We start from the raw sequence: 18489 nt of genomic DNA, 5'->3' as shown, positions 1-18489 counted from the left end.
GAATCCCCATGAGCAAACGCGAGCAGTGTCAGGCGAGGCGTTACGCCCCTTAGACACAGCATAGCCATCACCTCACGGATTGCCGGGTTTTACCCCTTGCGTTCGTCCGCTTTCCCAGCCGCCGCCCAGGGCCAGGAACAGGTCGATCTGGCTCATCGCAACCTGGGTGTTGGCCGCCGCCAGTTGCGCGCGCATGGTGGTGTAGGTGCGGGTCGCTTGCAGGTCGGCGAGGAACGACTCGCGCCCGGCCTGGAAGAAGCGGTGGGTCTGGTCTGCCGCTTCACGTGCCGAACGTTCGGCGTCGGCCAGCGCCTCACGGCGCTGCAACATGGCGGTGTACTGCGCCAGGCCGGTCTGGGTTTCGCGGATCGCGTTGAGCACCACCCCGTCGAAATGCGCCAGGGCGCCCTGGGTCGCGGCTTCGGCTTCGTGGATACGGGCGCGGGCGCCATTGGTCGGCACTGTCCAGCTGATCATCGGGCCAAAGCCCCAGCGATTGGTCGCCGGCTGGCCGAGGTTATCGAGCAGGCCCACCGTGCCCACCGTGGCGCCAATGGCGATGTCCGGGTACAAGGCGCCGGTGGCCACGCCGATGCGTGCGGTGGCAGCGGCCAGTTGACGTTCGGCCTGGCGTACATCCGGGCGGCGCTTGAGCAGGGCCGCGCCATCGCCCACCGGCAACAACTGCGCGATGTGCGGCAGCTCGGCGCAACTGGCGGTGCCGGCCGGCAGTTGCTCGAGCGGTTTGGCCAGCAGCATCGACAGCCGGAACAGCCCCGCCTGGCGCGCGGCTTCGTAGCGCGGCATATCGGCGCGCAGGGATTTGTACTGGGTTTGCGAGCGCGTCACCTGGGTTTCATCACCACGCCCGGCGTCGCGCAGGCGTTGGGTGAGCTGGGTGCTTTGCGCTTGCAGGTCGAGGGATTCGTTGGCAATCGCCAACTCTTCGTTGGCGGCGCAGACCTGGGTGTAGGAACGCACCACATCGGCCACCAGGGTAATGCGCGCGATATCGGCGGCCGCCTGGGTCGCATCGGCGCTGGCCTGGGCACTTTCGATGCCACGCTGCAGGGTGCCGAACAGGTCAAATTGATACGAGGTGGTGATGCCGACACTGCCGATATTGCCCACCGGGACTTTGTCTTCCAGCAAGAAGGCTTCGCCGGACTCCTGCAACCGCTGGGCTTCGGCCTTGGCACCGGCGCTCCAGCCGCCTGCGGATTCGGCCTGCTGGGTCTGATAGCGCGCGCGTTGCAAATTGGCGGCCGCCACGCGCAAGTCGGTGTTGGAAGCCATGGCCTGGCGCACCAACTCATCCAGGCGCGGATCTTTGTAGAGTTTCCACCAGTCCGTCGGCACGGGCGCGGACACCACGTTATTGCCCTCCCCCGCGATAGCGCCTTGCAGGTCGCCACGGTTGACGGCAGCGGTGTCCGGCAGTTTGTAATCCGGGCCGACCGCCTGGCAGGCCGACAGCAACACCCCCAGCGCAGCGGTGGCCAGCAGTTGCTTCATGGCTGGTCTCCGGCTTTGGCCTTGTCATCGATGATCGACACCGTCGCCGTACGCCCGGCGATCATGCGAAAGTCCGGTGGCACGTCATCAAAGGCAATACGCACGGGAATCCGCTGGGCCAGGCGCACCCAGCTGAACGCCGGGTTGACGTTGGGCAGCAGGTTGGAGCCGCTGCTGCGGTCGCGGTCTTCGATACCGGCGACGATGCTCTGCACATGCCCATGCAGGCGGGCGTTGTCACCGATCACGCGGATATCCACGCCCATGCCGACGTGGATGCCGTCGAGCTTGGTCTCTTCGAAGTAGCCGTCGATATGGAAGGAATTGCTGTCCACTACCGACAGCACTGGCCGCCCGGCGGTGACGAATTCCTGGGTGCGCGGCGCGCGGTCGTTGACATAGCCGTCCACGGGGCTTCGGATCACCGAACGGTCGAGGTTGAGCTGGGCGGAATCCACCGTCACTTGCGCCTCGGCCAGCGCCGATTGGGCACGGGCCACGCGGGACTGGCTTTCTTCCAGTTGCTCGCTGGGCACCAGGTTGCCAAGGCCACGGTTACGCTTGTACTCGCGCTGGGCCTGCGCCAGGGTTTCCTGGCGATCAGCCACGGCGGCCTGGGCCTGGCGCAGGGCCAGCTTGAAGCGGTCCTGGTCGACGGCAAACAGCACCTGGCCCTTGGTCACCAGTTGGTTGTCGCGCACGTCCACCCGCTGGATCAGCCCGGACACGTCCGGGGCGATCTGCACGATGTCGGCGCGGATGTGCCCGTCGCGGGTCCAGGGCGCAAACATGTAGTACATGACCATGCGCCACACGACGACGACCGCGAAACTCACGATCAACAGCGTCAGGACTACACGGCCGATGGTCAAAAAAGGTTTTTTCATGTCATCAAATATCGACTGAGTGAGTCCACCGCGCCCAGCAACAGCGCGTAGAGCCCCACATTGAACAATGCCCGGTGCCAGACCAGGCGATAGAAGTGCATGCGCGTCAACAGCCCGTGCACCACCAGAAACAACACATAGGTAATGCCCATCAGCACTAGCAGCGTGGGCAGGAATACGCCGCTGATATCCAGGTCACCGATCATAAAGGCGCTCCATCGGGTAGCGGCGCTTCCATTTCCGTGCCGCCAATGAACTCCACGCCAGGCAACAGCGCCAGGCGCAGGCCGGCCAGGGCATGCAGCAGGTGCAGGCGCGTGTCGCCGTCGTCTTGCAGGCCTTGGCCGTTGAGGGCGCGGCGTGTGCGGTCCAGGGTCATCAGCAGACCGCTGGGCGCGGGCAAGCGTTCACCGGCCTTGAGGCACGCCTTGAAATAACCGCCCACGCCTTCCACCACCTGATTGAGCAGCACGCGTGGCACGCCGAGGATGCGTGGCGAGTAGGCGAGCAGATCGAGCAGGTTCAGCGCCACGCGCAGGTCGCGCAGCGCGGTGCCGGTGTCCTGGCCGGTAAGGGCCAGGCGCGGCAGGTGCTGCATCAGGCGGTCGAGCACTTGCGCGGCCATGTGCCGGTGTTCGGCCAGGGTCGCAGGTTCGGTAAGGCTGACGATATCGCGCCAGCTGAAACGGGTCAGGCGCTTGGCCGCCAGTTCCGCGCCGAAGGGCCGCGCGATCAGGGTCCAGATAAAGGCAAACAGCAGGCCTACGGGACCGGCCAGGTTGACGTTGGCGAAGTTGAGAAAGTCCGCGTCATAGGCGCCCTGGATGCTGATGAACGATGAGGTGTTGACCAGCGTCAGCAGCATGCCCAGGTAAAAGCGTGGCTGCACGGTGAGGGTGCCGATGCAGATGAACGGCACGGCGAACGCCAGCACCAGCATCGGGAAATCGTGCAGGTTGGGCAGCACCAGGAACAGGTACAGGCTGGCGAGCAGCACCGACATGGCGGTCCAGAAAAAGAACCGGTAGATCTGCGGTGCGGGGTCGTCCATCGAGGCGAAAAAGCTGCAGGCGACGGCGGCCAGGATCACTGCGCTGCCGCCGTCGGTCCAACCCAGCAGAATCCACAGCACCGAGGCGACGATGATCGCGCTGACAGTGGAAAACGCCGAGTAGAACATCAGGCCCCGGTCGAGGAACGGCGTGAGCCGGCCCAGGCGCCAGTGACGGTATACGGCGCGCCAGGTGTCCTGGCTTTCGCACTGGATGGCGGCTTGCAGGCTGCGGCAGTCTTGCCACAGGTCGACCCATTCGCCGAGGCGGTACAGAGCGTTGGAGAACAGCAACGTGTGGCGGTCGTCCAGCGCTTCGCCTTGGGGTTGCGCGGCGTCGATCTGGTCGCGCAGCACGCGCCAACGTTCAAGGGGAGCTGTTTGGGTGGTGCTTTGCAGCCAGGCGTCGGCCTCCTGGAGCAACGGCGTGAGCTGAGCGAGAAACTCGGGGGCGCGATGTTCGATGGCGTACACCGCATCGTCCAGGGCGTCGATCACCGGTAACAGGTGAATCATGCGCCCGCGCAGTTCCTTGGTGTTGCGCACCGTCTGCGGCCGCGCGCCTTCGTGGGGCAACTGGCCGATCATCAATTCGAGGGTGTTGAAGGTCGCGACCATGCCACCGCGCAGGGTGCTGACGGCTTCCGGGTCAACATCGCGGGTGAGAAAACGTTGGCTGTAGACCTGGGCGTCGGTAAACCACTTGGCCACGGAGCCATCGAACACAGGCATCAGGCGACGCGGCCAGAACATTGCGCCCACCACCGCCGCCACGGCGATGCCGAGGAAGATTTCCTCAGTGCGCGCCTCAGCCACATCCCACACCGCCAGCGGGTTATCCACTACCGGCAGGGCAATCAGCGGCAAGGTGTAGCCGGCCAGCATCAGCGCGTAGTTGTTGGCGGTGCGCAGGTGCAGGGAGAGAAACAGCAAGGTCCCGGTCCACAACGCGATCACCACCACCAGGATGTAAGGCGACTGCACGAACATCGGCACAAAAAACACCGCCGCCGCCGCGCCCATCAAGGTGCCGATAGCGCGGTACAACGCCTTGGAACTGGTAGGCCCGACAAACGGGCTGGAGACGATATACACCGTGGCCATCGCCCAATAGGGACGCGGCATTTGCATGAGCATGGCGATGTACAGGGCGATCATCGAGGCGGCGAAGGTACGCACCCCGTAGAACCAGTCGCGAGCGGGCGGAAAGCCGGTCAAGAATCCGTTCAAGGCGTCGCCGCCTCAAAGGCCCGCAGTACACGCAGCGCGGCTTGCATATCGGTGGTCGTAATGTCCGCCAGCACTTCGCGGCGCAGGCGCACCAGTTGCGCCTCGACCGCCTGCACCAACTCGCGGCCACGCGCGGTCAGGCTCAGGGCCTTGGCGCGGCGGTCGTGGATGTCTTCGGTACGGCACACATAGCCGTCGTGGCACAGCCGGTCGAGCAGGCGCACCAGCGACGGGCTTTCCATCCCCGACGCCTGGGCCACTTTGACCTGATGCACGCCGTCACCCAGGCGACCGATCATCAACAGCGGCACGGCGCAGGCTTCAGAGATGCCATAGCTCACCAGCGTGGTCTGGCAGATTTTGCGCCAGTGACGGGCGCCTACCACCATGCTGCTGCTGAGGTTCATCTGGAGTTGTTCGAGAGATTGAGGCACTGGATAGTTCGCATACAGTTAGTTTGCTAACTATCAATATGGTGGATCGATGCGCGCCCGTCAAGTTTGGAAACAATTTCGCGGATGAGTGGAGCGACTTGGCGGCAACCCCGCAGGGCAAATGTGGGAGGGGGCAAGCCCTAATGCCAGTCAGTTAAGCGAAAGGGCTTCACTGTAGGAGCGAGCTTGCTCGCGAAAAACGCCCAGACAACGCGTTCATTCTGGATGAACGAGGGGGCCTTGAGTTCTTCGCGAGCAAGCTCGCTCCTACAAAAAGCCTTAACTGACTGGCATTAGGGCAAGCCCCCTCCCACATTCTCAAAAAAAGTTCACCTAGCCGACTAAAGCTCGGTTTTTTTCAACCCTCACCATTTTTTTCAAGTTTTGGCCTTTTCACACATTTTTTTGCACATCTCGCCCGCCCCGCAACATCACATTCAACTCATCCACCACCACCGCCCAATCCGCATCTTCCAGAATCTCCTCACGCAAAAACGCTCTTTGGCTATCGGTCCAGAAAAACGCATCCGCCAGTTTCAGTTCCGGCTTGAGCGGTGAATGAACCGCCACAAATTGCTCAATGCTCACCGGGTCATCCGCTAATCCAAGCTGTTTGAACAGTGACGACAAGCTATGCACAGGCGATTCCATGGCGGGCTCCTAAGAAGACGATTTCCCAGAGTCTAGCCCAGGCCCCAGCCACGCCAGCAACCGCTCGACGCACTGCTGTGCCGAAAGCACGCCGGTATCCAGCACCAGCGACGCATGGGGCGGTGGCTCGTAAGGCGAGCCGATGCCGGTGAACCCCGGCAGTTCTCCCCTTCGCGCCCGGGCGTAGTGACCCTTGGGGTCGCGGCCTTCGCACACCGCCAGTGAGGCGCTGCACCATACTTCGCGATAATCGGCGCCCAGGCGCTCGGCAAACACCGCGCGCAGCTCAACCAGCGGCGCGATCAGCGCCAGGATCACGATGTGCCCGTTTTCCACCAGCAATGCCGCGAGTTCGCTGGCGCGGCGGATGTTTTCCAGGCGATCGCCGTCGGCAAAACCCAGGTCTTTATTGAGGCCACCGCGCAAGGCGTCGCCGTCGAGTACCAGGCTCTGTCGGCCCTGTTCGAACAGCGCCGCTTGCAGCCCCTGGGCCAGGGTGGATTTGCCCGAGGCAGGCAAACCGGTGAGCAGGATCGCCACGCCGCAATGCCCATTGCGCGCTTCGCGTTGACGGCGAGTGACGCTCGCCGTCGGCGCCACCAGGTTATTTGGCGACGGCACGTGGCACCGGCGTGGTGATATTGCCGGCAGCCCACGCTGATTCGCGGCCAGCCAACGCCGTGGCGATGGACTGCACGCGGTCCGAGTCCAGCTCTTCGGGCAACGGGTCGAGCCCGGCGCTGGCGAAGATCTGGCCATAGGCGTTGCGCAGGTCGGCGTAGGCCAGGTCGCGGCGCAGGTCGGCTTGCAGGGTGTTGAGTTCGCCCTGGATCAAGTCGAGCTCACCTAACCCGGCGGCCTCATGGCGGTTGCGCAACTGGGTGAGGATTTGCCCGTCGATGCTGGCCAGTTGTTCGCTGGTCTTGAACTGGCGCACGGCTTCCTGGTAATTGGCGTTGGCCACGTAGACCTGGGCCAGCACCGCAATGGACATCGCCTGGCGCCGGGCTGTCGCGACGTTTTCACCGGCCTTGGCGACGTCAATGGCGGCCGGCGCGGAGATCACGTTGAACAGGTTCCAGGTGATCTTCGCGCCGTAGTCGGCCCAGCGGTTGTCGACCAGAAACGAGTTGCTGTCGTAATGGCCTCCGGCCGAAAACTCCAGGCCCGGCAGCAGGCGCAGCATCGCTTTGCGGGTTTCGGCGGCGCTGATGCGGGTCTGGTAGTCCTGCTCGCGCAGTTCAGGGCGGTTGGCCAGGGCTTCCTGCTCCAGGCTGGCCAGCTTGACCTTCAGTTGCGGCACGCTGTAGTCATCGGGCGTTACCAGCTTGAGGTCGGTGCCCATGGGCAGGTTGATCAGGGTAGCCAGTTCGGTCTTGGCCAGGGACAGCGCGCGGCGCTGTTCCTGCAACTGGCGCGTGGCTTCGATCAGCGAGCGCTGGTAACCGAGGGCCTGCACCGGGTCGCCGATGCGCTGCTCGCTCATGCTCTGGCTATTGGTCTGGGCCTGGTTGACCCGCGCCATCAGGCTGTCGATCTGGGTCAGCAAGCGTTCAGCCGCCACGGCGCGCCAATAGGCCGAGCGCACGTCCTGCACGATGGTGTTGATCACCTTGCGCCGACGTTCCTGGATGATCAGACGCTGGTCGCCCTGCTGCTTGGCGCTGATGTAGCTCACACCAAAGTCGAGAACGTTCCACACCATGGTCAGGTCCGCCACGCGGCGGTCGCGGTCCTGGGAGGTGGACGGTTCCAGCGACTGGTTGCCACTGAGCACGCTCTGGCTGCTGGAGGCGTTGGTGTTGTTGCGCCCGGCGTAGCCCGCGGACAGGGCCATGCGCGGCAGCATGTCGAAGCTGGAAAGGTCGGACTGACGCATGGCCAGGGCTTCTTCCATGATCTTCAAGCGGCCTTCGAGGTTGTACTTCACCGCACGGGCCATGGCCTGGTGCAACGTGAGCGGGCCGCTCAGCGGCTCCTGGTCCTTGTACATGCCTTGCAGATCGCTGCGGGCTCGCTGCTCACTGACACTGCGTTCAATCGGCTCGCTGGTGACCGCACAACCGCTGATCGCCAGCGCCAGCAAGCTGGCGCCGAACAACTTATGACCTGTTTTCATCCTTGGAGCGCCCCTGTTCCTGCGTCTTGAGTTAAGTATGTTCAAGCCTGCATTTCGCTGATGCCGACCTGTTGCAGTGCATGCGCCAGGTCAATCACCTGGCGTTGTTCGGTGTCCTTGAGATGCTGCAATTGCTGGCCGAGGGTCGGCGCGCCAAATACGCCACGCAACCCGTGGGCCGGGTCGGACTGGCCCTTGATCGACTTGCTGTCGAACGCCTTGAGGCCGCTGTCGTCGCCGCCGGTTTCACGGTTGAACAGACTCGACAAGGAGCTTGAACCAAACACCCCGCCATCGCCGCCGCCAAAGCCGAGAAAGCCCTTGCCGCTGCCGTCACCGGCGTCGTTAGTGCTGAAAACCTGGGCGATAAAGCTCGGCGCCGACGCACCGTTTTGAATGAAGATACTGCCCAGGGGCGGCAAACCCGCGCCTATTTCGCGCGGTGCAAACAACGGCGAGAAGCCGATGAGTGAGCCGAGATTGCCGGTCGGCTGGCCGAAGATAACCGGCTGCAATGGCATGTTCGTCGCAGCCTGCGGCGGTGCAAGCTCGGTGACGCGAAACAGCGGATCGCCGGTCAACGTAACGGTATTGATCGAGAAGTTGTTGGAGTTGGCAAAACCGCTGCCCGTATTGCCCGACAGGTCATTCACCAGCCCGGTATCGAGGGTGATGAAGTTGCTCGGGTCGTTGAGGTTGGCTGCCGGGGTCAAAGTGGCCGTCCAGGTCCGGCCGCCATCGCTGGTAGCCAGGTTGGACAAGCTGCCGTTGGCCACGCTCAGGTCATCAAGGTCGAAGCCACTGACTTTCTCGCTGAAGGTGAAGGTCACGGTGGTGGTCTGGCCCACCGTCAGGTTCGGGTTGGCGATGCTGATCGTCGCGGTGGGACGTTCGCCATCGATCGCATAGTTGTTGGAGATCGCAATGCCGCTGCCGGCATTACCCGCCGCGTCATTGACCTGACCCGCATCCAGCACGATCAGGTTGGTCGCATCGCTGATCACTGCTGTCGGGGTCAGGAGGGCGGTCCAGGTTTTACCGCCATCCTGGCTTGCCAGGTTGGACAGCACCCCATTGGCCACACTCAGGTCCGACAGGTCAAAGCCGCTCACTGCTTCGCTGAAGGCGATGGTAACGGTGGTGGTCTGCCCGATGCCCAAGGTGCCGTTGGCCACGGAAATACTCGCGGTGGGGCGTTGGGTGTCGACGGCATAGTTGTTGGAATCGGTGGTGCCGCTGCCGGCGTTGCCGGCAGCGTCCTGCACGCCGCTGTTGTTCAGCGTGACCAGATTGCTGGTGTCGGTGATGTTGGCCGTCGGCGTCAGGGTCGCGGTCCAGGTCACGCCGCCATCGCTGGAGGCCAGGTTGCCCAGAGTGCCATTGGCCACGCTCAGGTCGCCGGTGATCAAGCCACTGACTGCCTCGGAGAAGGTAATGGTGACTTGGGCGGTCTCCCCCACCTTCAATGCGCCGTGGTCGACCACAACCGTCGCCGTCGGCCGCAGCGTGTCGATGCTGAAGTTACCGGAGCCCGTCACGCCACTGCCGACATTGCCTGCCAGGTCGCTGACACCGGCGTTATCCAGCGTGATCAGGTTGGTGGTGTCGTGAATGTCGCTGGTCGGCGTAAACGTCGCCGTCCAGGTGATGCCGCCGTCCGTGCTGCTCAGCGCCGAGAGCGTGCCGTTGGGCACGCTCAGGTCGCTGTTGTCGAAACCTGAAACCGCCTCGTTGAAGGTGATGGTCACCAGCGAAGTTTCCCCGGCGGCCAGGGTCGGGTCGGCGACCACGATCGTGGCCGTTGGGCGCTGGCTGTCGATGGTGTAGTTGTTCGAATCGGTAGTGCCGCTGCCAACGTTGCCGGCCTGGTCGGCGATGCCGGTGTTGTTCAGCGTGATCAGGTTGCTGGTGTCGGTGATTCCGGCCGTCGGCGTGAAGGTTGCGGTCCAGGTAATGCCGCCATCGCTGCTGCTCAAGGCGCTCAAGGTACCGTTGGCAACCGTCAGGTCGGCGTTGGTAAAGCCCGTGACCGACTCGGAGAAGGTGACCGTTACCAGCGAAGTCTGGCCGACGCCGAGGGCGGTATTGGCAAGCACAATGCTGGCGGTCGGGGCCTGTGTGTCGATGGCGTAGTTGTTGGAGTTAGTGGTGCCACTGCCGACGTTGCCCGCACCATTTTGCACGCCACTGTTGTCCAGGGTGATCAGGTTGCTGGTGTCGGTGACATTGCTGATCGGCGTGAACGTTGCCGTCCAGGTGACACCGCCGTCGCTGCTGCTCACCGCGCTCAGCGTACCGTTGGCGATGGCCAGGTCGGCGTTGCTGAAACCGCTGACCGCTTCGCTGAAAGTGATGGTGACCAGTGAGGTTTCACCGACGCTCAACGCGGTGTCAGCGACAACGATGGTTGCCGTCGGTTGCACCGTATCGAGGGTGAAGTTACCCGAGTTGGTGATGCCGGTGCCCGCATTACCGGCCAGGTCGGCGACCCCGGCGTTGTTCAGGGTGATCAGATTGGTGGTGTCGCGCACGCTGGCGTTCGGGGTGAAGGTTGCCGTCCAGGTGATGCCACCGTCGGCGCTGCTCACCGCCGAGAGCGTGCCGTTGGGCACGCTCAGGTCGCTGTTGTCGAAACCTGCAACCGCCTCGTTGAAGGTGATGGTCACCAGCGAGGTCTCACCGGCGCTCAACACTGGGTCGGCGACCACGATCGTGGCCGTTGGGCGCTGGCTGTCGATGGTGTAATTGTTCGAATCGGTAGTGCCACTGCCGACGTTGCCGGCCTGGTCGGCGATGCCGGTGTTGCTCAGCGTGATCAGGTTGCTGGTGTCGGTGACTCCGGCCGCCGGCGTGAAGGTTGCGGTCCAGGTAATGCCGCCATCGTTGCTGCTCAAGGCGCTCAGGGTACCGTTGGCAACCGTCAGGTCGGCGAGGGTAAAGCCCGTGACCGCCTCGGAGAAAGTGACCGTTACCAGCGACGTCTGGCCGACGCCGAGGGCGGTATTGGCAAGCACAATGCTCGCAGTCGGGGCCTGTGTGTCGATGGCGTAGTTGTTGGAGTCAGTGGTGCCACTGCCGACGTTGCCCGCACCATTTTGCACGCCACTGTTGTCCAGGGTGATCAGGTTGCTGGTGTCGGTGACATTGCTGATCGGCGTGAACGTTGCCGTCCAGGTGATACCGCCGTCGCTGCTGCTCACCGCGCTCAGCGTACCGTTGGCGATGGCCAGGTCGGCGTTGCTGAAACCGCTGACCGCTTCGCTGAAAGTGATGGTGACCAGTGAGGTCTCGCCGACGCTTAACGCGGTGTCCGCGACCACGATGGTTGCCGTCGGTTGCACCGTATCGAGGGTGAAGTTGCCCGAGTTGGTGATACCGGTACCGGCATTACCAGCCAGGTCGGCGACCCCGGCGTTGTTCAGGGTGACCAGATTGGTGGTGTCGCGCACGCTGGCGTTCGGGGTGAAGGTTGCCGTCCAGGTGATGCCGCCGTCCGTGCTGCTCACCGCCGAGAGCGTGCCGTTGGGCACGCTCAGGTCGCTGTTGTCGAAACCTGCAACCGCCTCGTTGAAGGTGATGGTCACCAGCGAGGTCTCACCGGCGCTCAACACTGGGTCGGCGACCACGATCGTGGCCGTTGGGCGCTGGCTGTCGATGGTGTAATTGTTCGAATCGGTGGTGCCACTGCCGACGTTGCCGGCCTGGTCGGCGATGCCGGTGTTGTTCAGCGTGATCAGGTTGCTGGTGTCGGTGATTCCGGCCGTCGGCGTGAAGGTTGCGGTCCAGGTAATGCCGCCATCGCTGCTGCTCAAGGCGCTCAAGGTACCGTTGGCAACCGTCAGGTCGGCGAGGGTAAAGCCGGTGACTGCCTCGGAGAAGGTGACCGTTACCAGCGACGTCTGGCCGACGCCGAGGGCGGTATCGGCAAGCACAATGCTCGCAGTCGGGGCCTGTGTGTCGATGGCGTAGTTGTTGGAGTCAGTGGTACCGCTGCCGACGTTGCCCGAGCCGTTCTGTACACCGCTGTTGTCGAGGGTGATCAGGTTGCTGGCGTCGGTAATGGCGCTGGTGGGCGTGAACGTCGCCGTCCAGGTGATGCCGCCGTCACTGCTGCTCACCGCGCTCAGCGTACCGTTGGCGATGGCCAGGTCGGCGTTGCTGAAACCGCTGACCGCTTCGCTGAAGGTGATGGTGACCAGAGAGGTTTCACCGATGCTCAACGCGGTGTCCGCGACCACGATGGTCGCTGTCGGCTGTACGGTGTCGATCGTGTAGTTGGCCGAGTTGGTGGTGCCGGACCCGGCGTTGCCGGCAAGGTCGGCGACGCCGGTATTGGCCAGGGTAATCAGGTTGGTGGCGTCGTTGACGCCAAGCGTCGGCGTGAAGGTGGCGGTCCAGGTGATCCCGCCATCGCTGCTGCTGACGGCCGTCAACGTGCCGTTGGCAATCGACAGGTCGGCATTGGTGAAACCGCTGACGGCCTCACTGAAGGTGATGGTCACCAACGAGGTCTCACCGGCGCTCAACACCGGGTCGGCGACCACGATGGTCGCGGTTGGCCGGAGGGTATCGACGGCGTAATTGGCCGAGTCGGTGGTGCCGCTGCCGGCGTTGCCGGCCTGGTCGGCAATGCCGGTATTGTTCAGGGTGATCAGGTTGGTGGTGTCGCTGGTGCTGGCGGCAGGGGTAAAGGTCGCCGTCCAGGTAATCCCCCCGTCGCTGCTGCTGACGGACGTCAATGTGCCGTTGGCAATCGTCAGGTCGGCATTGGTGAAACCCGTCACGGCTTCACTGAAGGTGATGGTCACCAACGAGGTGTCGCCGATTTTCAGGGCCGTGTCGGCCATTACGATGGACGCAGCAGGGCGCTGGGTGTCGATGGTGTAGTTGTTGGAGCTGGTGGTGCCGAGGCCCTGGTTGCCATTCGCATCACTGACCCCGGTGTTATCCAGGGTGATGAGGTTGGTGGTGTCGGTAATGCTGGCCGTCGGGGTGAGCGTCGCGGTCCAGGTGATGCCGCCGTCGCTGCTGCTGACGGCCGACAACGTACCGTTGGCGACGGCCAGGTCCGCGTTGGTGAAACCGCTCACGGCCTTGTTGAACGTGATGGTGACCGTTGAGGTTTCACCGATGGCCAGCGCGGTGTCGGCCACGACGAGGGTGGCGGTCGGACGCGTGGTGTCGACCACGAAGTTGTTCGAATCGGTGGTGCCCTGCCCCGTGTTCCCGGCAGCGTCTGCGACCCCGGCGTTATTCAGGGTAATCACGTTGGTGGTGTCATTAACGCTGTTGGTGGGCGTGAACGTGGCCGTCCAGGTGATGCCGCCGTCGCCGCTGGTGACGGCCGAAAGCGTGCCGTTGGCGAGGGTCAGGTCGGCGTTGGTGAAACCGCTCACCGCTTCACTGAAAGTGATGGTCACCAGCGAGGTTTCACCGATGCTCAAGGTGGTGTCGGCGACCACGATGGTCGCGGTCGGCCGAGCCGTATCAATGGCGTAGTTGGCCGAATCGGTGGTGCCGCTGCCGGCGTTACCGGCCTGGTCGGCAATGCCGGTGTTGTCCAGGGTGATCAGGTTGGTGGCGTCGGTGATAGCAGTGGTCGGGGTAAAGGTCGCCGTCCAGGTGATACCGCCGTCGCTGCTGCTCACCGCGCTCAGCGTACCGTTGGCGATGGTCAGGTCAGCGTTGGTGAAACCGCTTACGGCTTCACTGAAAGTAAAGGTCACTGCCGTGGTTTCGCCGGCTTTGAGTGCCGTGTCGGTGATGGCGATCGTGGCCGTCGGGCGAAGCGTGTCGACCACGTAGTTGGCGGAATTGGTGGTGCCGACGCCGACTGCGCCGTCGGAGATGGCTGCCACGCCGGTGTTGTCCAGGGAGATAACGTTGGTGGTGTCCGAGATGGCATTGGTGGGCGTAAACGTCGCCGTCCAGGTAATGCCGCCGTCGGCGCTGGAAACCGCCGTCAAGGTGCCATTGGCGATGGCCAGGTCGGCATTGGTGAAACCGCTCACGGCCCGGCTGAAGGTGATGGTTACCAGGGAGGTATCGCCAATTTTCAGGGCGCTATCGGCCAGCACGATGGTCGCGGTCGGGGGCTCGACATAGGCGGTATTGAGCACGCCGCCACTGCTGTAAATCGAGGGCTGCGCGCTCGGCGTGGTGCCCGCAGTGCCCCCGCTCGTGGGGCCGCCCACCCCGCTGGCCGCGGCGTTACCGCTCAGCGCGGCAAAGTTGGCGGCGGTGATCAACACGGTCCCGCCGTTGTTCCAGATGGCCCCCACACCGCGACCACCAGCGCCGCCATCGAAGATCTTGCCGCCGCTGCCGCCGCCCCCACCGCCGCCACCGGCCGCGATGTTGTTGCTGATCACCGAAGCACCGATCACTTTCAGGGTGCCGCTTGAAGCGTTGTAGATACCGCCCGATGCATTGCCGCCGACGCCGCCGACCTTGTCCCAGCCGGAGCCGCCACCGCCACCGCCAATCGAAAGCGTGCCGTTGGTCGCCGATCCGCCGTCACCGCCGTGGCTGTAGCCGGACGCGCCATTGCCACCCAGGCCGCCAGTGCTGGTGCCGCCGCGTCCGCCCATATCGTTGACTGAGTAGCCACCCCCGTAGCCGCCAGCGCCGGCGCTGCCGGCGCCCCCGGCATACGTGAGGTTGCCTGGGCCGGTCGAACCGCCATGGCCGCCGCTTCCCCCACCGATACCCCCGCCGCCGCCGCCACCGCCGCCGGAATAGGCGGGCGTCACGCCACCACCGCCACCGCCACCGGACGCGGCGTTGGCGGTGACCGTCACGTTGTTGAGCGTGAGGGTGCCCGCGTTGAAAATCCCGCCGCCCATCGCGCCCGCCGCTGCCGCGCCGCCGTTGCCGCCGTTGCCCGCCACCAGCCCTTTAGTGATGACCAGGCCATCGAGGGTTACCGTGCTGCCGGACGCGATTTCCACGACGCGGGACCGGTACTGGCCATCGAGGGTGATATCTGCAGTGCCGTTGTTGTCCAGGTCGCCATCGACGGTGATGTTCTTGTTGATCAGCAACTCGGACGTGAGCGCCACGGTCGAGCCGGAGAGGCCGGCATTGAACGTGACGATATCGCCGTTCTGCGCCGAGGCGATGGCCGCGCGCAGCGAGCCGACCCCAGTGTTGAGGTTGTTGGTAGCGGTCCAGGTCGCCAGGCCCCACTGGTAATCGCTCATGGCTTTGGTCGACAGCACGTTGGCGCTTTCGATGGAGCCGGTGGCGATCTCCAGGTCCCAGTCGCCGCCCACGCCCGTGCGGTTGATCGACGCCGCCACGTCGCGGCCGGTCAACTGCGCCAGGGAATCGACAAAATTCAGGCCGCGCTCGCCCTCGGCGGTGTAGCAGCCGTAAATCAGGATGTCGCCGCCAACGTTCATGTCCTTGCCGATTTGCCCCAGCACCGCGCTGCGGGCCGCGACGTTGTCGGCCGACAGGTAGGTAGTACCGAGCCACAGATCGCCCGCGTTGCCGTGGGCAATGATCTGCACCGAGCTGACGCCCTGGTGGGTGTCGAGGTAGTCGGCAATCTGCTGCAGGCCGTCCTTGCTCGCATCCAGCTGGATGACCTGGGCGCCCGGCGCCACGCCTTGCAACAAGCTGGCGGAGTCCTTGACCCGGGCATCCACGAACACCACGGTTTGACCGGGCACGGCTACGGGGGAAACGGCTGGCGCGTCGGCCTGGCCGTGGGTGTCTTTGCTCACGCTCGGGTGGTCAGCCGTCGGCGGCTTGGCGGCGTCAGCGGTGGGATGGCTGTCGGGTTGCGCCGCTTCAGCCACGGTGGCGGCGACTGCGCCGTCGAACAGCATACGCGGCTCCAGGTGCATGATCATCGGCGAGACCCGTGCCCGTACTGCTTCGGTTTCCCGCGACTTGCGATTGCTCCACCACATGCTGCTCACCCGGCGTCAAACGTTCTTGAGAAAAATGAAAACGCCGCGATCAACTGATCGCGGCGTTGGCCTTCATACGAATCACATTGGCGGCGCTGGCTGAGCCGTCCTGCCAAAACGACAACTCGGTGTACTGCTGGAACAAGTCCGGCGGCAGGATGGTGCGCCGCGTCTGCAAACGCACCTTGGGCTGGACCTTGTGCAAGCCGGAAACGCCCAGCGCCTCGTCGAATGCCGGCGCGTCGTAGGCGAGGTTGTCGAAGTCATGCTCAAACCACGGCTCGCCGATAAAATCGTAGACCAACCGCATGACCCGCTCCGGGGCCTGGCTGAGCAGGTCGTAATCGACGATCAGCAAAGAATCGGCATGCTCACCGTAATAGGCTTCCTTGAGCGCCGCCCAGGCAAACCCCACCAGACGGTTGCGCTGGGCCAGGGTTTCACAGCGGCTGTAGACCGTGTTGCGCTCGACGTCATCGCCAAACAGCTTGGTGTTTTCGAAGGGATTGGCGCGGTACAAGCGCTCCAGGCTGTCCATGATCCAGGCGACGTTGCGCACACAGGCGACGACCTTGGCCTGGGGAAACAGGTCGTGCAGCGCAGGCATACGCGCGCACCACTGGCGGTTGGTGTCGAATACCACCGGGATGGAGGCTTTGTCGGCGTAGTAGGAATCAAACAGGCCGCGCAACAGGCGACGACGGGTGTTGGCATCGATGACCGAGCCAAACTCGCTGCCGGCGCTGCACTGCGCCAGCACACCATTGAACAAAGTGCCTAAAGGGCTGCTCATGCCGGCGTGAAAACGCGGGTTCTGCAATAAAATCGCAGAGAGCAGGGTCGAGCCGGAGCGCGGCAAGCCCGAGATAAAGTGATACTGCAATCCGTTCACCACTTTGTAGGACAAAAATCCATTTGTGGGCCGGAGCGTAGTTGAGAAATGCAGTGCCGACTAGCGATCATTTGCCACTATTTTGGCATGCCCCTAATACCAATTCGTGATTAGCGGCAACCGGCGGGCCGCGAAGGCTCTGGCCCGCCACACAGCACGAATAGCCGCGCCCGCGCGCCGCCGCCGTCCTGCTGCAAAAGTTCTTGCCAGCCTGGCGGAATCGGCGCGAATTCATCCGGCAGCTCGTTGCTGCTGATCAGCCAGACACGGCGGGTGTCGGGCGCTAAGGCAGACAGACGGTCAAGGTAGATGCGCCCGCCGTCCTGATCCACCAGGGTGCCGAAGCCATAGGCATTCGGCCGAGTCGGCGTGCCGTCGGGCCTGGGCGGGGTGTAAAGCTGCAGTTGGGCGTCGGTCTGGTCGTAATACACGTAGCTTAGGTACCACATCATGTCGCTGAGAACGATGCGGTCGCCTTCCTGGTAGTTGCGGTTGACGAACTCCACCGGCACGTTGAACTGATCATGCCCATCCACCGTGGCATTGTTTTTCAGCCCCAGCAGCTCCACTCCGACAAACACCACGCACAACGCCGCGCCCAGCCATGCCAGGCGCGTGGGCAGGCGGTCGATGGCCAGGGCCACAAGGATCGGCAAGCCCAGGGCGTATACCGTGAGGTAGCGCTCGATAAACACCGGCGAGATGAACGACACCGCATACACCAGCAGTAGCGGCAACAGGAAGAACAGCGCCAGCAGGCGGGCCGGGTGATGGCGCTCGCGATCCTGCCAGGCGGTGGCTATCACGACGGCGATCAACAACAGCGGGAACAGCCAGAACAGCGGTCGCCAGAAGTCCACGCCTTCATCCTGAAGCGTGAACTGCCAGATCATCGACGGCACGGAGGTCAACGTGACCGGGTCTTCCCAGCCAATGTCACCGCCGACCTTGAGCTGTTCGACGTGTTGCACGAGGTCAAGCAGGTTCGGCAGCCAGGGCAGGTACAACGCCACGACCAGCGCATTGGCGCACCACCACGACGGACGCAGGATCAGGCGCTGGCTGGGCGCCTGGGACGGGCACAGCAGCCCCAGGTAAGCCCAGTGCACCAGCACGCACAGTGCAGTGAAGTAATGGGTATAAAACCCGGCGGCCATCAACAGCGCATAAACGACCAGGTAACGCGTGCGCGCGGGTTGGCGCACCCAGTACACCAGCGCCAGCGTGGCCCCCAGCAACCACACGGCCAGCAGCGAGTACATGCGCACTTCCTGGCTGTAGCGCACGGCGGAGGGGAACAGCGCCAGCAGCACCCCCGCCAGCACCGCAGCGCGACGGGTAGACAGTTGCCGTGTGAGCCAGACGCCCAGGCCCACCGCCAGCACGCCGGGGATCGCACTCATGCCGCGAATCGACCAGATGCCGTCGCCGAACAGTTCGATCCAGCCGCGCAGCATGAAAAAGTACAGCGGCGGGTGCACATCATGGGCGGCGTGAAACCACAGGTCGTCCAGGGCGTATTCGCTGAGCAGCAGGCTTGAGCCCTCATCGCCCCAGATCGCCGCAGTCGTCAGGCCATAAAACCGCACGGCCATGGCCAGCGCCAGGATCGGTACCCACCACAAACGGCTGAGCCAACCGGCGCCTTCCCAGGCGCTCGCAAGGCGATTGACTAAGGAAAGTGCCGCCACTTTGTCGTCTTGTTCTACCACAGACCGTCGCACCTCAACTCCCCAGACACAGCCCGTTTACCGAGCAAACTCCGCACATGCGCAAACACGCGCCACTCTA

At 63.8% G+C, this 18489-nt stretch carries 11 protein-coding genes; all 11 read right to left on the bottom strand.

Annotated elements, in window-relative coordinates; all coding sequences use genetic code 11:
- Window positions 1-72: 72 nt before the first annotated feature.
- Entirely contained in the window at window positions 73-1515 is a 1443-nt protein-coding gene (locus C4J88_RS00795) for an efflux transporter outer membrane subunit (protein ID WP_124365345.1), read from the bottom strand.
- Window positions 1512-2402, bottom strand: a complete 891-nt coding sequence (locus C4J88_RS00790; protein WP_124360707.1) for an HlyD family secretion protein — start codon at window positions 2400-2402, stop codon at window positions 1512-1514. Before C4J88_RS00790 ends, C4J88_RS00795 begins: the two co-directional genes overlap by 4 nt.
- Window positions 2399-2608, bottom strand: coding sequence for a DUF1656 domain-containing protein (locus C4J88_RS00785; RefSeq protein WP_003187469.1), 210 nt, complete (start codon window positions 2606-2608; stop codon window positions 2399-2401). Before C4J88_RS00785 ends, C4J88_RS00790 begins: the two co-directional genes overlap by 4 nt.
- On the bottom strand, window positions 2605-4683 hold the full coding sequence (locus tag C4J88_RS00780; protein ID WP_124405953.1) for an FUSC family protein: 2079 nt from the start codon (window positions 4681-4683) through the stop codon (window positions 2605-2607). The genes C4J88_RS00785 and C4J88_RS00780 overlap by 4 nt, the downstream gene beginning before the upstream one ends.
- The gene (locus C4J88_RS00775) at window positions 4680-5090 is read right to left on the bottom strand and encodes a MarR family winged helix-turn-helix transcriptional regulator (protein ID WP_124365343.1); all 411 of its coding nucleotides are present in this window, start codon (window positions 5088-5090) and stop codon (window positions 4680-4682) included. Before C4J88_RS00775 ends, C4J88_RS00780 begins: the two co-directional genes overlap by 4 nt.
- Before the next feature lie 420 nt (window positions 5091-5510).
- Complete coding sequence (locus tag C4J88_RS00770; protein WP_124360704.1) at window positions 5511-5768, bottom strand: DUF2789 domain-containing protein; 258 nt, start codon at window positions 5766-5768, stop codon at window positions 5511-5513.
- Between the two features lie 9 nt (window positions 5769-5777).
- Window positions 5778-6389, bottom strand: coding sequence for an adenylyl-sulfate kinase (cysC, locus tag C4J88_RS00765; RefSeq protein WP_124405952.1), 612 nt, complete (start codon window positions 6387-6389; stop codon window positions 5778-5780).
- Window positions 6373-7887, bottom strand: coding sequence for a TolC family protein (locus C4J88_RS00760; protein WP_124402635.1), 1515 nt, complete (start codon window positions 7885-7887; stop codon window positions 6373-6375). The genes cysC and C4J88_RS00760 overlap by 17 nt, the downstream gene beginning before the upstream one ends.
- Window positions 7888-7928: 41 nt before the next feature.
- Complete coding sequence (locus C4J88_RS00755; RefSeq protein ID WP_124405951.1) at window positions 7929-15806, bottom strand: Ig-like domain-containing protein; 7878 nt, start codon at window positions 15804-15806, stop codon at window positions 7929-7931.
- A gap of 49 nt (window positions 15807-15855) precedes the next feature.
- Window positions 15856-16698 carry a sulfotransferase gene (locus C4J88_RS00750; protein WP_124408574.1) on the bottom strand — a complete coding sequence of 281 codons (843 nt, stop codon included), beginning with the start codon at window positions 16696-16698 and terminating at the stop codon, window positions 15856-15858.
- Between the two features lie 110 nt (window positions 16699-16808).
- Window positions 16809-18422, bottom strand: coding sequence for a glycosyltransferase family 39 protein (locus tag C4J88_RS00745; RefSeq protein ID WP_124405950.1), 1614 nt, complete (start codon window positions 18420-18422; stop codon window positions 16809-16811).
- Between the last annotated feature and the right edge of the window lie 67 nt (window positions 18423-18489).

It is taken from the genome of Pseudomonas sp. R4-39-08, assembly GCF_003852275.1.
Taxonomy (GTDB): Bacteria; Pseudomonadota; Gammaproteobacteria; order Pseudomonadales; family Pseudomonadaceae; genus Aquipseudomonas.
The sequence above is the reverse complement of the archived record's forward strand: the minus strand, read 5'-3'. Positions and strand labels throughout refer to the sequence as shown.

Bases quoted from the DNA above. Each gene is read 5' to 3' on its own strand.
- C4J88_RS00775 (WP_124365343.1), bottom strand. From the start codon at position 5,090: ATGAACCTCAGCAGCAGCATGGTGGTAGGCGCCCGTCACTGGCGCAAA.
- C4J88_RS00790 (WP_124360707.1), bottom strand. From the start codon at position 2,402: ATGAAAAAACCTTTTTTGACCATCGGCCGTGTAGTCCTGACGCTGTTG.
- C4J88_RS00795 (WP_124365345.1), bottom strand. From the start codon at position 1,515: ATGAAGCAACTGCTGGCCACCGCTGCGCTGGGGGTGTTGCTGTCGGCC.
- C4J88_RS00785 (WP_003187469.1), bottom strand. From the start codon at position 2,608: ATGATCGGTGACCTGGATATCAGCGGCGTATTCCTGCCCACGCTGCTA.
- C4J88_RS00760 (WP_124402635.1), bottom strand. From the start codon at position 7,887: ATGAAAACAGGTCATAAGTTGTTCGGCGCCAGCTTGCTGGCGCTGGCG.
- C4J88_RS00770 (WP_124360704.1), bottom strand. From the start codon at position 5,768: ATGGAATCGCCTGTGCATAGCTTGTCGTCACTGTTCAAACAGCTTGGA.
- C4J88_RS00755 (WP_124405951.1), bottom strand. From the start codon at position 15,806: ATGTGGTGGAGCAATCGCAAGTCGCGGGAAACCGAAGCAGTACGGGCA.